General features: G+C 46.4%; 18 protein-coding genes. 14 read left to right on the forward strand and 4 right to left on the reverse strand.

Annotation, left to right across the window (positions count from 1 at the left end; genetic code table 11):
* Nucleotides 1–94: 94 nt before the first annotated feature.
* The gene (locus tag H3H32_RS03845) at nucleotides 95–1,243 is read left to right on the forward strand and encodes a TIGR03364 family FAD-dependent oxidoreductase (RefSeq protein WP_182461356.1); all 1,149 of its coding nucleotides are present in this window, start codon (nucleotides 95–97) and stop codon (nucleotides 1,241–1,243) included.
* A 15-nt stretch (nucleotides 1,244–1,258) separates the two neighbouring features.
* Here H3H32_RS03845 and H3H32_RS03850 read toward each other — a convergent pair whose 3' ends face one another.
* Nucleotides 1,259–4,609 (reverse strand): fibronectin type III domain-containing protein, encoded by a 3,351-nt coding sequence (locus H3H32_RS03850; protein ID WP_182461357.1) that lies wholly within the window; start codon nucleotides 4,607–4,609, stop codon nucleotides 1,259–1,261.
* A 422-nt stretch (nucleotides 4,610–5,031) separates the two neighbouring features.
* Here H3H32_RS03850 and H3H32_RS03855 point away from each other — a divergent pair, with 422 nt between their 5' ends.
* The 8 genes from H3H32_RS03855 to H3H32_RS03890 all read left to right on the forward strand — a co-directional run bounded on the left by H3H32_RS03855 (nucleotide 5,032) and on the right by H3H32_RS03890 (nucleotide 16,445).
* Nucleotides 5,032–8,229 carry a SusC/RagA family TonB-linked outer membrane protein gene (locus H3H32_RS03855; RefSeq protein WP_182464224.1) on the forward strand — a complete coding sequence of 1,066 codons (3,198 nt, stop codon included), beginning with the start codon at nucleotides 5,032–5,034 and terminating at the stop codon, nucleotides 8,227–8,229.
* 123 nt (nucleotides 8,230–8,352) lie between these two features.
* The gene (locus H3H32_RS03860) at nucleotides 8,353–9,948 is read left to right on the forward strand and encodes a SusD/RagB family nutrient-binding outer membrane lipoprotein (protein WP_182461358.1); all 1,596 of its coding nucleotides are present in this window, start codon (nucleotides 8,353–8,355) and stop codon (nucleotides 9,946–9,948) included.
* Between the two features lie 75 nt (nucleotides 9,949–10,023).
* Nucleotides 10,024–11,106 (forward strand): alkaline phosphatase family protein, encoded by a 1,083-nt coding sequence (locus H3H32_RS03865; RefSeq protein ID WP_182461359.1) that lies wholly within the window; start codon nucleotides 10,024–10,026, stop codon nucleotides 11,104–11,106.
* A 31-nt stretch (nucleotides 11,107–11,137) separates the two neighbouring features.
* Nucleotides 11,138–12,061 (forward strand): metallophosphoesterase family protein, encoded by a 924-nt coding sequence (locus tag H3H32_RS03870; RefSeq protein WP_240543645.1) that lies wholly within the window; start codon nucleotides 11,138–11,140, stop codon nucleotides 12,059–12,061.
* A gap of 4 nt (nucleotides 12,062–12,065) precedes the next feature.
* Nucleotides 12,066–12,617, forward strand: coding sequence for an HD domain-containing protein (locus H3H32_RS03875; RefSeq protein WP_182461360.1), 552 nt, complete (start codon nucleotides 12,066–12,068; stop codon nucleotides 12,615–12,617).
* Between the two features lie 89 nt (nucleotides 12,618–12,706).
* On the forward strand, nucleotides 12,707–13,999 hold the full coding sequence (locus H3H32_RS03880) for a DUF5690 family protein (RefSeq protein WP_182461361.1): 1,293 nt from the start codon (nucleotides 12,707–12,709) through the stop codon (nucleotides 13,997–13,999).
* Nucleotides 14,000–14,550: 551 nt separating this feature from the next.
* Entirely contained in the window at nucleotides 14,551–15,423 is an 873-nt protein-coding gene (locus tag H3H32_RS03885; RefSeq protein ID WP_182461362.1) for a hypothetical protein, read from the forward strand.
* A gap of 80 nt (nucleotides 15,424–15,503) precedes the next feature.
* Nucleotides 15,504–16,445: a phosphatase domain-containing protein gene (locus H3H32_RS03890; protein ID WP_182461363.1), complete on the forward strand. Its 942-nt coding sequence runs from the start codon at nucleotides 15,504–15,506 to the stop codon at nucleotides 16,443–16,445.
* Nucleotides 16,446–16,493: 48 nt separating this feature from the next.
* On the opposite strand, the gene H3H32_RS03895 is transcribed toward H3H32_RS03890, so the two are convergent.
* Together H3H32_RS03895 and H3H32_RS03900 are read right to left on the reverse strand one after the other, a co-directional pair.
* Complete coding sequence (locus tag H3H32_RS03895) at nucleotides 16,494–16,736, reverse strand: hypothetical protein (RefSeq protein WP_182461364.1); 243 nt, start codon at nucleotides 16,734–16,736, stop codon at nucleotides 16,494–16,496.
* Between the two features lie 4 nt (nucleotides 16,737–16,740).
* Nucleotides 16,741–17,211 carry a DUF6932 family protein gene (locus H3H32_RS03900; RefSeq protein WP_182461365.1) on the reverse strand — a complete coding sequence of 157 codons (471 nt, stop codon included), beginning with the start codon at nucleotides 17,209–17,211 and terminating at the stop codon, nucleotides 16,741–16,743.
* A 222-nt stretch (nucleotides 17,212–17,433) separates the two neighbouring features.
* On the opposite strand from H3H32_RS03900, the gene H3H32_RS03905 reads away from it, so the two are divergent.
* From H3H32_RS03905 to H3H32_RS03920, 5 genes are read left to right on the forward strand one after another with little or no spacing between them, the layout of a single operon-like run.
* A complete protein-coding gene (locus H3H32_RS03905; protein WP_182461366.1) occupies nucleotides 17,434–19,518 on the forward strand; it encodes a nitrilase-related carbon-nitrogen hydrolase in 2,085 nt (694 codons plus the stop codon).
* 50 nt (nucleotides 19,519–19,568) lie between these two features.
* A complete protein-coding gene (locus H3H32_RS37300) occupies nucleotides 19,569–20,276 on the forward strand; it encodes a hypothetical protein (protein WP_240543646.1) in 708 nt (235 codons plus the stop codon).
* Nucleotides 20,248–20,844 (forward strand): AAA family ATPase, encoded by a 597-nt coding sequence (locus H3H32_RS37305; protein ID WP_240543647.1) that lies wholly within the window; start codon nucleotides 20,248–20,250, stop codon nucleotides 20,842–20,844. Before H3H32_RS37300 ends, H3H32_RS37305 begins: the two co-directional genes overlap by 29 nt.
* Nucleotides 20,841–21,455, forward strand: coding sequence for a hypothetical protein (locus H3H32_RS03915; RefSeq protein ID WP_182461367.1), 615 nt, complete (start codon nucleotides 20,841–20,843; stop codon nucleotides 21,453–21,455). The genes H3H32_RS37305 and H3H32_RS03915 overlap by 4 nt, the downstream gene beginning before the upstream one ends.
* 11 nt (nucleotides 21,456–21,466) lie before the next feature.
* Nucleotides 21,467–22,336, forward strand: a complete 870-nt coding sequence (locus H3H32_RS03920) for a DMT family transporter (RefSeq protein WP_182461368.1) — start codon at nucleotides 21,467–21,469, stop codon at nucleotides 22,334–22,336.
* 86 nt (nucleotides 22,337–22,422) lie between these two features.
* Here H3H32_RS03920 and H3H32_RS03925 read toward each other — a convergent pair whose 3' ends face one another.
* A complete protein-coding gene (locus tag H3H32_RS03925; protein ID WP_182461369.1) occupies nucleotides 22,423–23,364 on the reverse strand; it encodes an OmpA family protein in 942 nt (313 codons plus the stop codon).
* Between the last annotated feature and the right edge of the window lie 102 nt (nucleotides 23,365–23,466).

Genomic DNA, 23,466 nt, shown 5'->3' on the forward strand with positions numbered 1-23,466 from the left:
TGTGGCCAGGTCTTGTCAAGAGTAGTCAAAAGTTGTTTTCTACAATTCCTGACTATTCTTGACAAGACCTGACTGCTTCTGACCCTTTCTAATTATGACCTCTTACGATTTAATTATTGTCGGTGCGGGCGCTCTTGGTACGTTTCATGCCTATCATGCTGCTCGGGCCGGGAAACGTGTTTTATTGCTCGAAAAAGATCGGTATCCAATTGGGGCCACCGTGCGTAATTTCGGGCAGGTAGTACCGTCTGGGCTGGCTGGGCGGTGGTTCGATTATGGACGGCGAAGCTTGGAAATCTATCGGGCTATTCAACAGGAAACAGATCTGACGGTTCGGGAAAACGGCACGATTTATATTGCGTCGGATGCCGATGAATGGACCCTGGCTAACGAACTCTACGATCGGTATCAACAGATCGGTTACCCATGTGAATTATTGACCAAAGCGCAGTGTCTGGCAAAATACCCGTCGCTTCAGCCCAACTATGTACTGGGTGGCATTTTCTTTCCACAGGAAATGAGTGTAGAGCCGGAGCAGATGATTCACCGGCTAATTGCCTATAGCCAGCAAAAATACACTGTCGATTATCGGCCTGGTTCGGTTGTGATCGACTGTCAGTCAACGGGTTCTGAAGCTACGGTTACGCTGAGTAATCGGGAGCAGTTTCAGGCTGGGCGAGTGCTTATTTGCGGTGGTCACGAAGTACGATTACTATTTCCTGATGTGCTTGCCAAGGCGGGACTGGTAGTTAGCAAGCTGCAAATGCTGCTGGCAGAGCCCGTCGCGGGTCTAAACCTTCCTGGCAATATCCTGACGGGATTGACCATACGTCGGTATGAAGCCTTTCAGGAATGCCCATCGTATGCTACACTGTCTAACCAACTTCCAGAACATCTGGTCGAACTGAAAAAGTGGGGCATTCATATTCTGTTTAAGCAGGCGGTGGATGGCTCCATTATCGTGGGCGATTCGCACGAATATGCTGAGGCTACTCAGGCCGAAGATTTAGGCTACCATACGCAGGATTTCATTAACAATCTGATGATAACCGAAGCGCAGCGAATTGTTACCTTTCCGCTAACGATTCGAAAAACATGGGCTGGTTTTTACAGCCAGACACCCGACGAGATTTTTGAGTATGATGTCGATAAAACAATCCGAATCGTAACTGGAATTGGTGGAAAAGGTATGAGCTCAGGTGCTGGCTATGCCGAACAGAGCATAGCCAGCTTATGGTATTAAAGGGTACAGTACAAATTACTGCCCCAGTTGTAATCTGGCGTACTGTCCAAACGTGAGCTGTTGTCCCGGATCGAAACCCACCCTAAGCGCATTGGCTGTGTAATAAGATGGAACAGTTACAGCATGTTTAATCTGAACGATATCAGTTGAAGTTGGTATGCGGTTACATGACCAGATTGTATTATCATACCAATTACCTGCCCGAATGGTATAAAAAGCACTACAGGTCTGGAATAAGAAGGAGTACGAAAAGTCAGAGCTTGAGGTAGGGGAGCATATAGTCCTAACCTGCCATTCATACTGCATATCAGGAGTTAAATTCGTAATTGCAAGGCTGATAGAGTTAAGATTACTGACAACCGTCCAGTTGGTTGTTCCAACAATACGGTAGCGAACTTCATAGGATGAACTAGCATCTGTATAATAGTTATACCAGCTCAATTTTGCTGAGGTGGGCGTATAGTTGCTAGTAGATAAATTATAGGGTGTAATGCAAGCGTAAGTAGTAAATGAATTCGTAGAAGAATAGGCAGACATAACCCCATCACTACATCGGGTGCTGACTTGCCACTCGTAACTGGTACTGGGTAGTAAGCCCATTATCGTAATGTTGTTGCTTTTAAGCCCAGCGATAGGTATCCAGGTGGTTGTTCCCACACGTCGGTAGAGTACATCGTAGGTGACATCGAAACCCATCGATGTCCAGCCTAGGTATGCACTGTTGCTCAGTGGATTTGCATATCGATTTTCTGGAATTCGGCAGGAAGTAGTAAAGCTCTGTCCATTAATAAAAGTTGAATTGTCTGTTGCCGAGCAAACGGTTCTCACTTGCCACTCGTAGAAAGTATTATTCGACAGACTAGTCAAACTATAAGAAAATACATTGGAGCTACCTGTAATGGTCAGATTACTAAGTGTGATCCAATCGGCTGCTCCAATCGGGCGGTAACGTATATCGAAGCGCGAAGTCGGCTCACTAGAAGCGTTCCAAAAGAGACTCACTGAGGAACTAGATAGAGAACCCCAGTAACCATAGTTAGGCGCTAAGCAACTAGTGGTGAAGTTGTTACCAATTGTATGAGTTGCCTGAGTGTTTGTAGGACAAATTGTTCTGACACGCCACTCGTAAGTCGTGTTAGGTGTCAGGCCGGTGAGCGAATAGGTTGTGGTCCAGTAACTTGGTGTAACAGGAATAGAATTTATAGTGCTCCAGTCGGTGGTCCCCAATAGCCGGTATTGCAGGTCGAAGGTGGTGCCTGGTTCAGGTTGATAATTCGTGGACCATTGTAAGCTGGCCGTAGAATAGTTGGCTGAACTATATGTATATGTAACAGCCTGACAACTCGGCGTAAAATTAAGCGAGGGAGAAAATCCCGAATGGTCGGTTGGTGAACAAACACTTTCCACCTGTGCTTCGTAGGTGGTGTTTGTTGTCAGGCCATTAATTGAATAATATGAGTATTCCTGTACAGTTAATCCATTCAGAGTTGTCCAATCAGTTGTTCCAACGGGCCTATAGCGTAACGAAAAGGTACGACCCGATTCATAGAAACTCGTGTACCAGTAGACCGAAACAGAGGTTGAACTGGTGGAATACAGTCTTAATGCGGGTATTGGACAGGCTTGGGTTGTAAACGATTGTGGACTGCTATAGTCGGTCGTGACGGTTGTAGAACCTGGGCAAGTACCTTGTACGCGCCATTCATAAGCTGTAGATGCTGTTAGACCTGTAAGTGAATAGTAGCTGCTGGTGACTGCTTCTATGGTATTCCAGGTCAGTGTGTTTTGCACGCGCCATTGTAGGGTATATGTCTCAGGAAAAGCGTATAGCCAACTAAGTGAAGTTGAGGTTCTGGTAGGGTATGTCGTGTAAAGAGAGGGTACAGGACAAGGAATTGAAAAAGTCAGTGGACCACTATACGTACTAGCACCAGTTGCTTTTACCTGCCATTCATAAGTCGTATTAACCTGTAAATTGTATAATTGATAATAATTGGTCGATACACCTGAAAGCGTGTACCAATCTATAGTTCCTGTAGGTCGATACTGCACGATATAGGTAATACCAGTGCCCAGGCTGTTCCAGTTTAGCTGTACTGCATTTACGCTGAGAGTTGATGAGTAAAGGCCTGTTACAGAGGGGTCTGTCAGAAAAGGTATGACAGGGCTAAGACTCCCCGTTGTGCTATTAGAGGGGCGAATTCGGTAATAATATTGCGTATAAGGAACTGTTTTATCATCTGTAAAGGTCGTTACATCAGGAGCCACGCCCCCAATGGGTACAAAACCTGAACTGGCCGAAGTAGAACGCTCAATAAAATAGCCCATCTCATTGCTACTGTTATCCCGCCAGGTCAGAACGATAGACGTCCCGTTCAAGCTAGCAGAAAGATTGCTGGGAGCGGTTACGTTGGTAGGTGGAGCATCTAGTGTATAGGCTGTATGGCTTTGCCGAAGCGCTAGTGCAGCTTGCATTCGGTCGTACTGACCGGGTGTAAAATCGTGCGTACAAGGAAAATAGTACGACATGATATTGGTCACTGATGGCGAGAACGAATAGCCATTCGCGTCCCGGGCTGTACTGTTGGGGTCATACTGGGGGCAACCGTTGTAATAGGTAAGATAAGCCCCTGGCATGCCGTAGGGGTCTGCGGGTGTATCACAAATCAGGTCACCATCACTAGTGCAGTTGGCTCCAGCCCCCCGGGTTACCAGTTCTGTAGAATTACCAGTTCCATTATTGTTATCGAACGTATGAATCAGGTTAAAGCTGTGGCCCAGTTCGTGGGGTATGAGCCGGTTACCCATATCATCTATATTCCAGTATTCATTCAAAATGAACGAACGGGTGGAATAAATAGCATTGTCTGGATAATAAGCAAACCCGCCTAGCCCCGACTGTGCGAACTGATTGACATAATACTGATTCATGGCATTACGAGCATCATAAGCATCAACCGACTGATAGTTATATGAGTTATACATATCATCGTTATCGATATAATCGGGAGATGAGCCCGCGAAATAAAATTGAATTCCGAGTCCATTAGACAAGTAATAGCTGTTAGTCATAGCCATTACTTTATTTAAGTTAGCCAAACTGAATCCCCCACTGCCATTGCTTTGCCGTATGATATGTGGGCGAATTGGCACATAGGTAACTGATTGAAATGCATTGCCAGAAGCTATTTTTTTCTGACGAGCCTGTTCGGCTTCTTTCACTAAAGATTGAGCTTTCTCCAGGGTGATGTTCTCGATACCACAAAAAGGAGCAGTGGATGGAGCTGTTGTCTGTGCTCTCGCGATTGGGCAAAGGAAAGTTCTGAAAAGACAATACACTAGAATAAGGTAGATGGTTTTTGGCATAGAGAGAGGGTAATTGTAGCTATTACTTGAAAAATGGTCAAATGGAGTTGCTATAAAACAAATGTTCTTAGCTAGGAAGTCGCATCAAAAAATACGCCATATGTTATAGTATGTTCAGCTTTAGAGAGATGTTTTTTAATTGAGGTTGTGGATAGCTATACTACTCATCAAGATCAGGGTTAGTCGATACCGGATGCGTAAAAGGCGGACAGAGCCATACTAAAACAATCATTAAAAACCTATTAAATTCATGTGAAATATCTGACTTTCTGTTTAATAAAAGCTTGATAGTCAGTGTGTATGAGCCTTAGGATAGACATATACTTTTGTGAGTAATTACTTAAGTAATACTAACCTGATGCTATATGCAACTTACTTTACCCAAGTTCATGCTGGAGTATTGGTCTCCACAAAAGGCTATAATGCCTGCGCTATACCGAAGCATTCGGTGGACCATTGCCACAACGCTTTTGTTGTGCTTATTACCGGGTCTGTCGGCCCTGGCGCAAACCATCACCGGGCGGATTGTTTCCAGCGATGATAACCAACCGCTGCCGGGCGTATCGATTGTTGTAAAAGGCACCAATGCCGGAACCACCTCTCGCGCTGATGGTACCTATTCGATTAACACTTCCTCAAAAAGCACACTGACTTTTTCGTTTATCGGCTATACTACACAGGAAATTGCAGTCGGTAATTGCACTACTTTAGATGTGACAATGCTGGCTGGCGATCGGACACTGAATGAAGTTGTCGTAACGGCGCTGGGTATTAAAAAAGACATTCGGCAAACGGGGGTGGCCATCCAGACGGTCGATGGAGCTCAACTTATTAAGGCGCGCGAACCGAACCCGGTGAACTCCTTAGTAGGTAAAGTAGCTGGTTTGACCATCGGCGCTTCTGCCGAACTACTGCGTCGGCCCAACGTAATCTTGCGGGGAAATACCGACGTGCTGTTTGTGGTGGATGGCGTGCCTGTCAACTCTGATACCTGGAACATCAGTGCCGACGACATCGATACCTACTCTGTTCTGAAAGGGGCTTCGGCATCGGCTTTATACGGATTTCGGGGTAAAAACGGGGCTATCCTGATCACGACCAAACGCGGTACGAAAGATAAGCGCGGGTTTGCGGTGGATGTGAATACCAGCCAGATGGTAGATAATGGTTTTCTGGCCATTCCAAAGGTTCAGGATGAATATGGCCCTGGCGATCACGGCGTTTATGAATTCGTTGATGGTAAAGGCGGTGGTAAAAACGATGGTGACTATGACATTTGGGGACCTCGTTTTGAAGGCCAGTTGATTCCACAATACGATAGCCCGGTCGATCCGGCTACTGGCAAACGGCAGGGAACTCCCTGGGTTGCTCGGGGGAAAGATAACCTGAAGCGGTTTTTGCAGGCCGGGATTCTCTCGACTAATAATATCGCTGTATCGGCATCGGGTGAGAAGTACGACCTGCGATTCTCGGTTTCGCACAACTACCAGCGAGGTCTGGTTCCCAACACCAAACTAAACAGCACAACCTTTAAAATCAATACGGGCTATAATTTCACCAACCGACTTCGATTTGAGGGTGATCTGCAAGTGAATCGCCAGTATACACCAAACATTCCTGATGTTGATTACGGCCCTAACTCGCTGATTTATAACGTAGTTATTTGGGGTGGAGCCGACTGGAGTATCGATGATATGAAGAATTACTGGCAGCCTGGTAAAGAGGGCGTTCAACAGATATATGCTGAATATCAACGTTATAACAACCCGTGGTTTATTACAAAAGAATGGTTGCGTGGGCATTATAAAACAGACATTATCGGGCAGACATCGCTGAAATATAACATTGCCGATGGTCTGGACCTGCAACTACGCACGCAGGTGTCGATGTGGAACCTGCTTCGTACGGAGAAATTTCCGTATTCGGCAACCGTATATGGTCGGGAAGAGGCTAAAGGTGATTACCGTGAAGACCGTCGAAACCTCCTGGACAACAACACCGATCTGTTGCTCAAATACAACAAGCGCGTTAGCCCCAACCTGAATGTAAATGCCATTGCGGGGGGCAACATGCGTATTTATAACTTCAATTCAAATTACACATCGACCAACTACCTGAATGTGCCGGGGGTATATAACTTCTCGAACTCGCTCAATGCAGGTCTTGCTTCGAACTTCATGGCCGATATGCGTGTATTATCGGCCTATTATTCGGCTGACTTCACGCTGAAGGATTTTGTAACACTGTCGACCACGGGCCGGATGGATAAACTGTCGACGCTTCCCAAAGGCAACAATACCTTCTTTTATCCGTCGGTAGCGTTGAGTACCGTTTTGTCAGACTATCTACATTTGCCACAGGCTATTTCTTTCCTGAAAGTACGGGCTTCGTATGCCAACGTAAAAGATGGTCTTACACAGTCGACGATTGGGGTACCCTCGTTCCCATTAAGCTATGGTCAGCAGTATTTTTCATCCTATGACGGGCCAACCTATCAGAACTCGGCTGTATATAGTACGCCTTTAACGGTCAACAATACCTCGACGGCTTATTTCACCAATACGCTGAATAATCCCAACATCAAGCCGAATAGTACATCGCAGACTGAAGTTGGGTTAGATGTCCGCTTCCTGAACAATCGTCTGGCTTTCGATGCGGCCTATTACATCAGCGAGGATGGCCCACGTATTTTTAGTCTGCCTATCTCCGAAACAACCGGCTATTCGGCGGCTTTGGTGAATGGGATCAAAACACAAAAGAAAGGGGTTGAACTCTCCCTGACGGGCAAAGTGATCCGTAGTGCGAACGGCTTTAACTGGGATGTGCTGGCCAACTGGTCGACCTACAAAGAGATTTACAAGGATTTTTATCCGGGTGTAACGGCTCTGAATACGTTCTTCAAAATTGGCGATCGTACCGATAAATACTACACTAAAACGTTTGTTTACTCGCCCGATGGCCAGATTATCAACGACGCTGGTGGTCGCCCACTTCAAACGACAGTTGCGCAGTACGTAGGCAACATCAATCCCGATTGGGTATGGGGTCTGAACAACCGCTTCAGTTACAAGAACTTCACGTTTAGCTTCCAGTTCGATGGTCGCGTAGGGGGTGTTATTTCTGACTATGTACAACAGAAAACCTATGCGGGTGGCCGTCATATTAATACAGTTTTGGGCGATATGGGCGTATCTCGTCTGAACGATACAAAAGGAATAAAATCGTACTTAGGCGAAGGTGTTCAGGTGAGTAACGGGGCGAACATCAACTACGACGCCGATGGTAAGGTGACCAACTATAGTGAATTGAAGTTTGCGCCGAATACCACGAAAGCATACTTGCAGGATTACATTGCCAAACGGTATGGGTTCGATGGCGGTAATATCATCAGCCGCACATTTACCAAACTTCGCGAAGTCGTCATTGGCTACAACCTGCCCCAAACCTTCACCAACCGCCTGGGTATCAAGCAGGCATCTATCTCGTTCGTTGGCCGAAACCTGCTCTATTTTGCCGAGAAGAAAGACATCGATATCGACCAGTTTACGGGCAATGGCCGTTCGGATCTGCAAACGCCAACCACCCGCCGGTACGGGTTTAACTTGAATCTGACATTCTAATCTTAGTCTACCCTCCCCCCCGGCCCCTCTCCCAAACAGGAGAGGGGAGCATAACTGCCCTGCTTTTCACCCCTCTCCCGTTCTGGGAGAGGGGCCGGGGGGAGGGAGAAATCACTAAAACTCATGAAACTTCATAACTATATTCTTCCCATCCTTGCTCTCCTGCTGGCCCTATCCAGTTGCGAAAAGCCCTTCGATGAACTCGAAAAAGACCCGAACCGGGCCGTCAATGCGCCTGCTTCGTTGGTGCTGAAAGGTATTCTGAACGATATGTATGATAGTCAGAATAGTCCTTCTGGTTTTGCAGGTGTGACCTATGCACCCTGGGGAGCGGAGCAGCGGTACAATCAGTTTTTCGATAGTAACTACAATTACTACGCTACCAACGAATACACCTGGACAACGACAAGCCTGAATTTCTATACGCTGAAAGATGTGTTGAAAATGGAGGCCGAAGCCAAACGGGCAGGGGCTGCTGATGTGAACCCATATTCGGCGCTAGGAAAATTTTTTCGGGCTTATTTCTACGAGAACATGACTCGGCGGGTGGGCGATATTCCGTTAACCGATGCGTTGAAAGATCAGGCCAATCTGACGCCCAAATACGATACGCAGAAGGCGGTATACATTCAGATTCTGAAATGGCTCGACGACGCCAACACCGATATGGCAGCCATCATTGCGAAAGGCGACAATACATTGAGTGGCGATTTTTATTTCGCGAACAACCTGCGTCAGTGGCAGAAAGCTGTAAATACGTATCGGTTGCGGGTGCTCATTAGTTTGAGCAAGAAAGAAAGCGATGCCGATCTGGGTATTAAACAAAAGTTTGCCGATATGATTGGGAATCCGACGAAGTACCCGATTCTGACGGGAATGAGCGATAACTTACAGTACATCCACAACGGTGTTCAAAATAAATACCCGCGTAACCAGGATAACTTTGGCCAGAACGCTACGCGTGAGAATATGGCTAAAACGTACATAGATTTGCTGGTAGAACGTAAAGATCCCCGCGTTTTTGTTGTGGCAGAGCCTGCTTCGGCAAAGATTGCGGCTGGTTTGAAACCAACTGATTATACTGCGTTTGTGGGTGCTTCGTCGGGAGAAGATCAGCAGGATATGGCCACCAAAGTACTGAAAGGGGAGTACTCATTCCAGAACCGGAAGCATTACTACTCATCCTATATTGGCGAACCCGTCTTCATCATTGGCTACCCTGAACTGATGTTCAACATTGCCGAAGGGATCAACCGGGGATGGGTTTCGGGTAATGCCGACGATTATTACCAGAAAGGGATTGCTGCATCGATGGGTTTCTACGGGTTGAAAGACGGCGATAACACGGTAACATTCTCACGAGATGGCGGTAATGCCAACTTCGATAATTACACGGTTAATGTGAGCATGAGTAACTATCTGGCCCAGGCATCGGTAAAATATGCGGGCAACAATGCCACCGGACTGACTCAGATCTTGACCCAGAAATACATTGCCTTCTTTCAAAACTCAGGTCTGGAAGCGTTTTACAACCAACGCCGGACTGGCGTACCTACCTTCCTCACGGGCGTAGGTACAGGCAACAGCGCCCGGATTCCGAAACGCTGGCAGTACCCAACCAACGAACGGACAACCAACGCCGACAATCTGAAAGCAGCTTTGACCAACCAGTATGGTGGCAATGATGATATCAATGCTACGATGTGGATTTTGCAATAATTGTCCAGACTTATTAATAATTTCCCAGACCTATAAGGTTTCAAAAACCTTATAGGTCTTTTTTAAGCCTAAACTATGCGACTAATCTATTTACTGTGTTCGCTGTTTATAAGCAGTTTCGCACTGGCTCAACCAGCGCAGAATATTATTCTGGTAACTCTCGATGGGGTGCGCTGGCAGGAGATTTTTAACGGGGCAGACTCAACGCTCCTGTTCGATCCGGTGTTTAGCCGCGATACTGCTGGTGCTCATAAGCAATTCTGGGCATCTACCCCAACCGAACGTCGGAAGCGGCTTACACCTTTTCTCTGGAATACCATTGGGCAGCAGGGGCAACTCTATGGGAATCGCCAGCAAGGGAGTCGCATGAATGTGTCAAATCCGCACTGGTTTAGCTATCCTGGGTATAATGAAATTCTGAGTGGCTATGCCGATGATCGAATCAAGTCGAAAGACAAAATTGATAACCCCAATGTTACGGTGCTGGAGTTCCTGAACAAGCAACCTGGTTTCGCCGGAAAAGTGGGCGTGTTTTCGTCCTGGGATGTAATTGAAGCGGCTGTCAACGAAAAGAAAACCGGTATCTACGCCAGCTCGGCCAATGAACCCAGCCAGCCACGCACGGCTGCCGATTCGTTGTTGAGCGACATAACCACCTTGTACCCCCGAGAAAATGGCGATGGCGTTCGGGCCGATTTTCTGACGTATTTCGCGGCTCGTCAGTACGTAAAACAAAACCAGCCACGCGTGCTCTTTTTATCATTCGATGAAACGGACGATCTGGCTCATGCCGGGCGTTATCTGGATCATTTGCGAATGCTTCAGTCGATTGATGGGTATTTAGCGAATTTATGGCAACTTGTGCAGACAATGCCGCAGTATGCCGGAAAAACGGCCATAGTCATTACGACCGATCATGGACGTGGTCACACGCCAAAAGCACGCTGGAAAGATCACGGCACCAAAACCGCCGACTCATATCAGATCTGGCTGGCGGCAATGGGAGAAGGAATTTCAGCTACGGGTGAGCAGAAAAATGGGCCAGTGCTCTTTCAGAATCAGATAGCCGCTACCTTAGCTCAGTTGCTGGGCTTCGAGTTTAAGACGGATCATCCAGTTGGTAAAGCGATTGACACTATTTCGGGCGCAAATCGGTGATAGATTTGTACTCAGACAGACTAACCTGGTTATGATGAATCGTAGAACACTCCTTAAATCAGCGACCCTGCTGCCCTTGGCGTCGGCTACTGACGGCCTGATCACATCGGCACCTTCAGCCCGTAAGCGCAGCCTACGCTTTGCGTACCTCGGCGATACGCACATTACGCCCGACAGTAAGCCGATGGAGTCGGTTGCGAAGTGTTTTCAACATGCGCAGAGTCATGCCGATAAACCAGCCTTCATTCTGCACGGGGGCGATGTGATCATGGATGCGCTGGCGAAGGATCGGGCCGATGTACAGAAACAGTGGGATGCCTGGAATTCGGTCGTAAAAGCGAACAACTCGCTGCCGATCGAATACTGCATCGGTAACCACGACATCTGGGGTTTTGAAGAGGCAAAATCAGATCCTAGCTACGGCAAAAAATGGGCAGTCGATCAGATGAAGATTGGCAATCGGTATCGCTCATTTGATCGGAACGGTTGGCATTTTATTATTCTCGACAGCGTACAACCTAAGCCAGACGGGAAGTGGTACACTGGCTACATTGATCAGGAGCAGTTAGACTGGCTGAAACAGGATTTAGCTAAAACAGGGACAAAAACGCCGGTTTTAATTCTGTCGCATATCCCGATTTTTAGCCCGACTGGCTTCTTCAGTGAGAAGAATGTTAAAGACGGAGCCTGGACCATTCCAGCAGCTTTAGTACTATCGAACACTCCTGAATTGCTGAAGCTGTTTTATCAATATCCAAACGTAAAAACCGCCCTGAGTGGCCATATGCACCTGCTTGATCGGGTGGATTATAATGGCGTTATGTACCTGTGTAACGGAGCTGTTTGTGGCGATTGGTGGCGCAATGACACCTATCAGCAAACAAAAGCAGGGTATGCCCTTATTGATCTGTACGATGACGGGACACTTGAACGGACCTATTTACATTACCAATAATACGATGCAAGTCATTGCCGATTTATTCATCCAGAGTGGGGACGACGCCTATTATGGTGAGCCTGTAACCCAGCTTGAACACGCCCTTCAATGCGCCCAGTTGGCCGAAAAAGCGGGTGCAGATGAGGAAACTATTGCCGCTGCTTTTCTGCACGATATTGGCCATTTGCTACCACCCGAATTGGCTGGCGGCTATATGGATGGCTACGGTACCATCGATCACGAGAAACTCGGAGCCGATTATCTGCGTGAGATGGGGTTTTCGGAGAAAGTTGCTCAACTGATTGAGCATCACGTAAATGCTAAGCGGTACCTGGTTTATAAAAAACCGGAATACTTTGCCCGATTGTCAGAAGCGAGTGTAAAAACGCTTGAATTTCAGGGCGGCCCTATGAAAGCGGGAGAGGCTCTGGCGTTTGAAACCAACCCATACTTCCGGGAAATTCTGCAAGTTCGGGGGTGGGATGAACAGGCTAAAATACCCGGTTTGTCAACGCCAGATATGGCCTATTATCTGACGATCTGTCGGCAATGTCTTGAATACGCCCAGAATTAGTGTACACGCTGTAGCTTGCGCATTCGGACTTATTCGCTATTTTGTGATGCTTCGTCAATAATACCTTCCTGCTAGCATACCAACTACCTATGCGTTCTCCCGCTTTTCTGCGCAATCCAACGACCTTTGTTATTTTCGGGGCGACAGCCGCTTTTTGTACCTACGCCTGCATGTATGCCTTCCGGAGAGGTATTACCGCAACGACCTTCGAGGGCATGTTCTTTGCCGGAATCAGCTATAAAATCTGGCTCGTTACGGCGCAGGTATTTGGCTATGCCGTCTCGAAAGGGATTGGTGTGAAGGTTGTTTCGGAGATGTCGCCGGGACGTCGGGCCATCAATATTCTCATCTACGTAACCGTAGCCCTCTCAGCCTTGCTAGGGTTTGCGTTGGTTCCGGCTCCCTATAACATCGTTTTTCTCTTTCTGAATGGCTTACCATTGGGTCTGGTTTACGGCACCATGTTGGGTTTTCTGGAAGGTCGCCGTCAGACCGATGCTTTGGTAGCTGGATTGACGGCTTCCTTCATCTTTGCGTCGGGTTTTGTGAAAACGGTTGCCTTGACGATCAAAAGTGCCTGGGGAGTATCCGAGTTCTGGTTGCCGTTTGTAACGGGAAGTCTGTTTGTGCTGCCCATGCTGGCGTCGATTTACGCCATGACCCTGCTACCGCCACCGACCGACGAAGACCGAGCCCTCCGTACCGAACGTAAACCGATGGATGCCGACGAGCGCCGGGCATTTGTCCGCAATTTTCGACCGGGCCTGATTCTGCTAATTTTGTCTTATGTGCTGTTATCGGCATTCCGGGATTTCCGGGACAACTTCGGGCCCGAAATCCTGAAAGATGCGGGTGTCGAAAACCCGGCTATTTTCGCCAAAACCGAAACTCTGGTGGCCGTTGGTATTCTAATTGTGATGGCGCTGCTTCAGCGAGTTACCGATAACTTTCGGGCGTTCACTCTCCTTAATGGCCTGATGCTGGCAGGTGGGGCAATGGTTGGCTTAAGCACCTATGCCTATGTAACAGACTCCCTCTCGGCGGGTAACTGGTTTTTGCTGACGGGCTTAGGATTATACATGGCTTATGTGCCCTGTAATGGCCTGTATTTCGAGCGATTGATTGCTTCATTCCGGTACGTTAGTACGGTTGGTTTCATTGTAACGCTGGCCGATTGGTACGGTTACCTGGGCAGCGTTTCGGTGCTTTTGTATAAGAACTTCGGGCATGCCAATATCAGTTACCGTGAGTTTTTTATATATGGAGCCTACATTATGGCAGGTCTGTACAGCATGCTGGTAGTTGCTTCTTATACCTATTTCAAGCGACGTTTTCAGACGGCAGAGAAAACAACGCAGGAAATGAGCTATTTGCCGAACTGAGACGTGGATATCCCCTCAATATTGCGCTAAGGCTTTTTAAAAGAGACCGCTTACATCCCGGTATCGTGCATTCGTACACAGCTGTGTACGAATGCACGATACCGGGATGTGTGTTTTAGAACTAGTATATGAGCAATAAAATGATAATCTATATCAAAATAAAAGATTATAATTAAATATATATAAAAATAAAAAATGGTACTTTTGATTTTATTTATACCCTATATCTTGTATTTGACATTTTATGAAATATGTATATCTATTGCTGAATTTGCTAACTGTAATAGCGGCTATAGCACAACCGGATTTAGACTTTCAAACCACACAAGGGGGGGTGGACTACTACTTCCTTATCAAAATCATATACTGCTGTCGGTACACCTGCTACTAACGTAACAGTATCAGTAGGCGGAACCACTAGCGGTTTACAAACTAATTCTCCTCAAGCCTTTAGTCGAGGGCTCCAACTGGCTGTTAACCATACGTCTAACTCGGCTTGCGTTGCTGTAACGATCACCTTTAACCCCGGCTTACAAGATGTACGATTTAGAGTGTTGAACATCGATCGGGGAGCTGCCAATGGTGCTAATTATGATTTTATCGATCAGGTTACCGTAAGCGGAATGAATGGGGCTGGAAGCGTCAGCCCAACTATTAGTGCTTCTGGTTCAGCCGGGACATATTCCAGTATTTCGGGTAATACAATTACTGGCACTGGTGATGCACCTGCCTCTGCTTCCGACCCTGGAAATCTGGTTGTTTTTTCAGGGGCAGTTACTCAAATCACGATTAATTACTGCAATAATGCAGCGCAGACCATTGCTAACCCTGGTGCGCAGACCATCACTATTGAGGACTTATCCTGGAGTGGCCCTTTACCCGTTCATCTTATTTCGTTTGATGGAAAAACAGTTGGTAACCAGGTCGCATTGACTTGGGAAACCGCTTGGGAGCAGAATAGTGATTACTTCGAGGTTCAGCGCAGTCAGGACGCGCGGGAGTTTTCGACGCTGGCGCGTGTACCGGCTATGGGGCAGTCAGACCGCAAAGAATTATATTCAGTGCTGGATACGGAGCCATTAAATGGCATAAATTATTATCGACTAAAACAGGCTGATTTTGGGGCAGATCAGGGGGTGACCTATTCTCAAATCATTTCAGTTACGCTCGATGATATAACCCCTGATCTAAAAATTACTGAAAACCCGTTGAAGGGCGATCAGATTCAGGTTAGGTTTCGAAATATGGAATCCCAGACGCTATCTTTACAAACAAGTTTTGGCTTATCAATTCCCATTCATATTAGCAAAGAATCGGAGACAAGTGCCGTTCTGACACCAACTCAACGGCTAGCTCCCGGTTTATACTTGGTCAGTGGCTATCAAGGGGCGCATCGATTGACTGCCAAAGTTTTAGTTTTATAAAGACATTTAGTACACTCCCGTGTTCAACTAGCGAGCTTCAGGTTGTATACTGATGTAATATAAGTGTCCTTTGAGATGGAATGAAACAAGTCCTCATCTTAACCGGTCTGAGCGGGAGCGGTAAAACAACCTTTGCCCGGCAATTCTGCGCCGAAAATCCAAACTGGCTGCGTGTCAATCGCGATGATCTCCGACGCAGTCTATTGTCGGTATCCCTTCAGGAGTATTGGACTACCTGGCCCGACCGGGAAAAAGATCGTCTTGAAAGTCTGGTCAGTGAAATGCAGAAAACAGCTATTCTGGATGGTTTAACACGGGGTTGGTATATTGTAATCGATAACACAACGCTAAAACTGAAGTACATCAACGAATACCGGAATCTACTTGCTAGCCATTTTGATGAGGTTAAAATCCAATACAAACTGATTGAAACCCCTACTGACGAATGCATTCGTCGCGACCAGAATCGACCTGATTCGGTAGGAGAGGCCGTGATTCGGATGCAAGCAGAAAAGCTTACTGTCCTGAAGAAGATTTTCAAATTCCGCCCTGAAACGCTAACACGAAACCCTGTTTTTCAGCGACTCCAGGACGAGACATTACCCCATTGCGTGTTGGTTGACATTGACGGAACAGTGGCAAAACGAGGAGATCGCTCTCCGTTTGATTGGCGTCGAGTGGGTATCGATACACCCAAGTGGCCGATTATTAATCTGGTGAAATCATTACAAATATCAGGCTACACCATTATATTTCTTTCGGGCCGCGACGCTGTTTGCCGCTCCGAAACGATAAGCTGGCTTAATCATTATTTTGGCTGGAAAGCAGAAGACTATCAGTTGTTTATGCGCCCGCAACAGGACAATCGGAAGGATGTCGACATCAAATATGAACTGTTCGAACAGCATATTCTTGGCCATTACTACGTCGAGCTCGTAGTTGACGACCGCCAGCAAGTCGTAGATATGTGGCGACGACAGCTTGGCCTAACCTGCGTGCAGGTGAATTATGGGGATTTTTGAGGGAAGATTTTTAAGGTGTTAGAAAATTCTACTCTTATCAATAGAGTATCAAGCGGCTTGTTCGGTAAAGTGTAATTCTGCTCGAATTGTGCCTTTGGCTTCAAGAAGGCGGGATAAGGTAGCTAAATTAGCTTCGCGCAAATCAATATATTGTTGCACATAAGATCCTGCATCTCCAATTGAGCGATGACGATTAATGATATCGCTGTCTCGTTCAATCAGTGTCAACAGCCGTGCTATAGCTCCCGCCCGTAATTCAGTGTCCTCCAGAATTTGCTCTAATTCATTCATGAGTTTAAAAATTAAGTTGAACTATTCCTTTTTTCCGTCCTGCCAAACTAATGCCAAAATCCTGTAGCCAACGCAGTCGATCAGATTCGTACCAATTACGCTGTCGATGATCTTCTGGATAAACCTGCACAAAATAACCATCTATAAGTTTATTGGGCAGAAAGCGCTGCTGCCGAAAAAAAGCAGCTTGTTCTTCATGACGTGTGTAACAATCAGCATCTAGAAAAATAACGAAATCAATATCGGATGGGTTTGTTTTTCGGGTTATAAAACTACCGTCAACCCAGACAAAAAACTCTTCATTTGCGGTTATTCTGAAATTGGTTACATGCATTAAAAATGTGTCAAACAACAGACTTCTTCTCTCCGAATCAGGAAACGCTGTTACAAACGCTTGTTTAAACTCTTCGATGGTGAGCGTAATAACAGTGTAAGGTTGCAGATTTCCATGAACATCAAATTCGATAGAGGGCATAAAAATAGTTTAAAACGCAACAATCAAGTATATATCCAAATATAGTAAAACTTGTGGGCGATACGTCCATAAGCCATCTTCAGTTCCATTCACCTAGTTTCTAGCAAACTAAACCTATTTTCGCCCCATCTTTGTTATCCTAATAGAAGAATATGTAATACGGCGTTGAGTTCTGAGTTTATTCACTCATTCACTCATTCGCTCAATCACTCATTGTACTACATGAAACTCCTTAAAGTAGCCGCTGGTGTTCTGAATCAAATCCCACTTGCCTGGGAGCACAATAAAAAAAATATTATCAATGCCATCGAGGAAGCCCAGAAGCAGAATATTAGTCTGCTGTGTCTGACCGAATTGTGTATTTCGGGCTATGGCTGTGAGGATGCGTTTTTTGCCCAGAATACCATCGACCAGTCGATTGCGTCGCTGCTGGATATCGTTCAATATACCAATGACATTGCCGTGGCCGTTGGTCTGCCGCTTCGCCATAACAACCGAACATACGACACGGCCTGCCTGATTGCCAATAAGCGAATTCTGGGCTTTGCGGTAAAGCAAAATATGGCCAATAATGGCGTTCATTACGAAACCCGCTGGTTCCAGCCCTGGAATCCCTACGTTCGGGATGAGATCAAAATTGGCGATTTTACCTATCCATTTGGCGATCTGGTCTTCGATTTGTCGGGCATTCGGGTTGGGTTCGAGATTTGCGAAGATGCCTGGGTCGCCAATCGGCCGGGGCGGATGTTGTACGAACGTGGGATTGATATTATCCTGAATCCGACGGCCAGCCACTTTGCATTCCTGAAATCGCAGGTGCGTGAGCGTTTCGTGGTCGATGCGTCGCGGGCATTTGGAGTAAGCTATGTGTACGCGAATATGCTGGGCAATGAAGCCGGTCGAATGATTTACGATGGCGACGCTATGGTAGCCTCCAATGGTGAGCTGCTGGTGTCGGGACCGCGCTTGAGTTACGAAGATTTTCTGATCGTTCCGGCAGTGGTCGATGTTGAACTTACTCGCCTAAATCAGACACAAAGCCGTGGGAATATCGCCCTGGCGTACCCAAACCTCCGTGTATCGGATCGGTTCGACTGGCCCGACATTGCGCCCGTTATCCAGAAAGCCGAACTCGAAGCCTGGGAGCGGGGTGGTTATCTGAAAGAAGAAGAATTTGCTCGGGCCGTTGCCTTAGGCCTTTTCGATTATCTGCGAAAGAGTCGCTCGCAAGGGTATGTATTGTCGTTGAGTGGCGGAGCTGATTCGTCGGCTATTGCTGCGCTTGTATCTCTGATGATTCGGATGGCAGTGCAGAATCTTGGTCTGGATGGCGTCAAGAAAAAGCTTGGGTACATCAAAGCCATTCAGGATTGCGAATCGCCCGAAGAGATGGTTGGTAAGTTACTCACGGTCATGTATCAGGGCACCGAAAACTCGTCGGACGATACGTTCAATTCGGCTAAAGAACTGGCTGATGATATCGGAGCGACCTTCATGAATATCAACATCAATGGCCTGGTCGAAACATATCGGGGGCTAATTGAGGAGCAGTTAGGCCGAAAACTTTCCTGGGATACCGATGATCTGGCGCTACAAAATATTCAGGCTCGGGTTCGTGCCCCAAGTATCTGGATGCTGGCCAATCTGAATAATGCGTTGCTGCTCACGACCTCGAACCGCTCCGAAGCGGCCGTTGGCTATGCGACGATGGATGGTGACACAGCAGGTAGTATTTCGCCCATCACGGGAATCGATAAGCATTTTCTGCGGGGCTGGTTGCGCTGGCTCGAAACGGTTGGCCTGAACGTAAAAAACGAATCAACCCCCGCTGACCGTACTGGCTCGGTGATGGACGCAGCGGCATCCGATGATTTAATCAAAGTGAAGGGACTACATGCGGTCAATAACCTGCAACCCACCGCCGAACTCCGTCCGTTAGACAAAAAGCAAACTGACGAAGATGATCTGATGGCCTACGATGTGCTCAACTCCATCGAAGAGGCCGCTATTCGGGATAAGCAACCACCTGTTGAGGTGTTGAAACTGGTTGAGGTTCGGTACGCAGGTCGTTATGATCGGGAGAAGTTGCTGGTTTGGGTTGAGCGCTTTTTCAAACTCTGGAGCCGCAACCAGTGGAAACGTGAGCGTTACGCGCCTTCTTTCCACCTCGACGATCATAACCTGGATCCGCGTTCGTGGTGCCGCTTCCCAATTCTATCGGGCGGCTTCGAAAAAGAACTCGCCGACATGCGCGACTGGGCTAATGAGCAGAAGCCAAGCGGGCGGAAAGGCAAGATTGGGTTTTAGGTACACCCGTGTAACTTTGTAGAAAGCTAGTTTGTGAAAAAACGCTGATTATGATCACGCCAGAAGAATTTCCCTATATCAAATCCTTGTACGTGAACGACTGTTACGCGTACAAGGATTTTAATATTGAACTACACGACTATGAACCGTTTAGCCATCTGATTCTGACGGGGAAAAATGGGTCTGGGAAGAGTACGATTCTGTTGAGCCTGAATTACTATTTATCTGGATGGCGAACTGGAGAAAATAGATGGTATAATGCCAGTTCTCTTTCTGAATATTTTGATATTCTACAAAGAGAAATAGATATGAATTTTAACTCATTTGGCCGTACAGATAGATATGTAAATTTGAGTAATGAGTTATTTAAGTATAAACGTATACTCCCATCAACTGCTTTACATGCAGAAAATTTTTGGCAGAAAAATAAACAACTTATCGTATATTCTTATTTCAAAGCTAAGCGAAAAGGCGATGCATTACCGGTAGAAGCTCCATCAAAAGAAACTGAGTTTACTAATAAGTTTAATTCGCTTGATTCGACGGAATTTTTTATTAGCAAATTCAAACAGTATTTAGTCAACAGGAAGGTAGAGCAAGCGTTTAGTCAAATTGAATCACAGATTCAACAAGTTCATAATGTGCAGCTATTTTTTGATTCGCTTAAAGATACGTTAAACAAGATTTTTGGAGGAGAATTAAAAGAGATCGAATTTGACCGCTCTACGTATGAGTTTTTTTTTGAATCTTACAGATAATCGTAGACTTACGTTTAATACACTTTCAGAGGGCTTTTCGGCCTTTATAAGCATCTTTATGGACTTGTTCATGCGTGTTGACCTAATCCGTAAACAAGTCAATGACTATACCTACAATCCCTGTGGTATTGTTCTAATAGATGAGCCTGAAACGCATTTACATCTTCAATTACAAGAACAGGTTCTACCGCTGTTAACGAGCCTGTTTCCTAATATTCAATTTATTGCGGCTACGCATTCACCAGCCGTTATTGCCAGCATTAAAAACGCTACAATTTTTGATCTGACGACAAAGGAATCGCGTGGTAGTGAAGAAACTGTGGGGCGGAGTTATTCAGATTTGATGGTGTCGCATTTTGGTTTAGGGAATGAGTATTCGGAGACTGCCGATCTCATTATAAAGCAGGTTAATGAGACGTTAAATAACCTCGCCGATAAACCTGCGGAAAGGAAAGCGGCTTTACAGAAAATCTATGATGAGAATAGCGCATATCTTTCTCCGACGCTGAAGGTAGAGCTGGAACTATTAACTATTCAACAGGAAGTACAGCAAGAAGCCGCCCGATGATTAACGTAATTCGGGATGTTCCAGTCCCGCCTTCATTAGCTGCCAAGAAAGAGTACCGCAATCAGGAAGTACTTGAAGCTTTATTTAAAGTCTTTAGAGAAAAATGTTACCTGACAGAGAGAAAATTTGACAGTATGAATGAAATGGAAATTGACCATTTTATTCCACAAAACGACCCTGCCAAGCCAATTTATGTTTGGGAAAACCTGTATGCAATCCATGAGAAAGCCAATAAGCAGAAACCTAAATCCATACCTGCTGGCGGTTATCTTGACCCATGTGATGCCAACGACGATGTTGAGTATGAGATTATCTATAAAGTTGAGTTTGGCGGAAATGCTTTGTTCAAGGCACGACATGAAGACAATATAAAGGCTGTTAATACTGCTAATTTATTAAACCATGTACACCGTGACTTGAAGCAGGCTATCAGTAATCGCCATCATGAAGTGGTCAATGCTGTAGCTAAGTGGTATCATGCTAAACTTTCTGGAGACAGAGATAAAGAGTTTGAACAAGAATTGTTGCTTCGAAAATTTCTTTCCCGCGATAGCCAGTATACCATGCTTATGCGGGCAATTGAGGTAGTTCCCTCCGAATTCTTCGACTAAGCCGGGTATTTATGAAACAACTTATTCCCGGCCTTCTCTTTGCGGCACTTTGGGCTTCGGCTTCGGTTGCAACCAAATTTGGTGTGCAATCGGTGCATCCGTTGATTCTGGCTAACGTACGTTTTTTCATCGCTGGTGGCGGGATGCTCCTGTTTGCGTATGGCATCCAGCGAACGAAAAACGCCTGGCCTACGCGTGTAGAATTTCGTCAGTTAGCGATCTTTTCATTGCTCAATACAACAATTTACCTCGGCGCGTTTGTGCTGGCGCTGAAACAGGTATCGGCGGGTATTGGGAGCTTATCAACGGCCACCAATCCTTTATTTATTGCCTTATTATCAGCAATCTGGTTGCGTCGGCGACCGCAATTGAATGAATTAGGAGGATTGTTTCTGGGAATTTTAGGCGTCGGGATTGCGACGTATCCGCTGCTGCAAACTAGTTATGCCACCGTTGAGGGCTTATTAATTCTGCTGTTTGGTATGATCTCCGTATCGGCAGCAACGGTTTATTATGCCAGCATCCAGTGGCGATTGCCTAACTTGGTCATCAATGGTTGGCAGGTATTGTTGGGTGGCTTTCAACTGCTCCCGTTTACTGTGCTACTGGGCGTGCTTGAGCCTACGACATTCAGCAACTCCCATTATGATCTACGTTTTTGGGGAGCGGTACTCTGGCTGATTTTACCCGTCTCGGTAGCAGCCCTGCAACTATGGTTCTATCTCGTTCGGCAAGACGCCATCCGGGCTTCGCTGTGGCTATTCCTTTGCCCGATATTCGGTTTTGCGTATTCGTATCTGCTCATGAACGAACCCATCACTCTGTATACTGTTGCAGGGACAGGGCTGGTTATTTGTGGGCTTTGGTTGGGAAGGAAATAGGTTTATGGTATTTTGTTTACGGTGGCTGACGCATGAGTTGCTTTCGCCAGCCACCGTAAACAAAATACCATAAACCATAAACCTCCCTACTCTTTCAACACCGTCATTTCAACCCGTCGGTTAAGTCTCCGGGTGTTTTCTGAATTATTGCTTGCTATAGGGCGGGTTGGCCCATAACCACGTGTAGCAACCCGATTTGCGGTAACACCATTCTTTACCAAATAATCTTTCACAAGCTCTACGCGCTGTTTCGAGAGCTTAAGATTCTCATCAAAATCGCCCTGGTTATCGGTATGCCCTGCTAACTCAATGACAGCGGTTGGATGATCGCGCATAAAGCCCAGGAGTTGCTCTAAAGCGGGTTGAGCATCGGGTAGTAGTTCCGCTTTGCTTTGAACAAACTGGAGAGCCTGTAACTGGGTTGTTGTGCCAGCCGCTGCCACAATAGGCGGTGGTGTATAAATCACTTTTGCATCGAGTGTCTTGGGTGGCGCTATGCGAGACGTTTGAACAACCGATGTGTTACTAGCCGCTGGTTGCTCAGATACCGGTGGCGTTGTAGCAGGACGCGTAATCGGAGGAGAGACTACCGTTGTTGCTGCCGTATGAACCGGGGAAGGGGCTGTCTTTGCGCTGGGTGGTTTTATGCCACTGCGATACAACAGGGTTGGTATTGTCTTATGCAGCGTAGTAACATTTGGATCTGAGAATACCTGCTGTTCATCAACATCAGCATAACCTTCTGCTTTTATTGTGACAATATAAGATTGCTTTGGGTCGAGGAGGAGTTGGTAGACGCCAGCTGTATTGGTGACTTGTTGAGTTCGAACAATGCCTTCCTGACTTTTCGCCAGAACAGTGGCCCCCACAATGGGTTGTTTGGTCTGTCCATCCAGTATTGTTCCATTAACAAGCGCCGTTCTGCCGGTTGGGGCAACTTGGTGTTGTGGTTGTGCCCAGCTTATGGATGGCGCTACATTACTCAGGCACAGGCCTCCGAAAACTACTATATACTTTGTCCAATTCATACTTTAGAAGCAACGTTGAAACGTGTATCAAAAGTACGTCTAAATACCCGAAAGTTACTTATCGGCCCTGCCTGGTATGACTTGATTTTTGCTAACTTTTTA

The organism is Spirosoma foliorum, from assembly GCF_014117325.1.
GTDB classification, from domain to species: domain Bacteria; phylum Bacteroidota; class Bacteroidia; order Cytophagales; family Spirosomataceae; genus Spirosoma; species Spirosoma foliorum.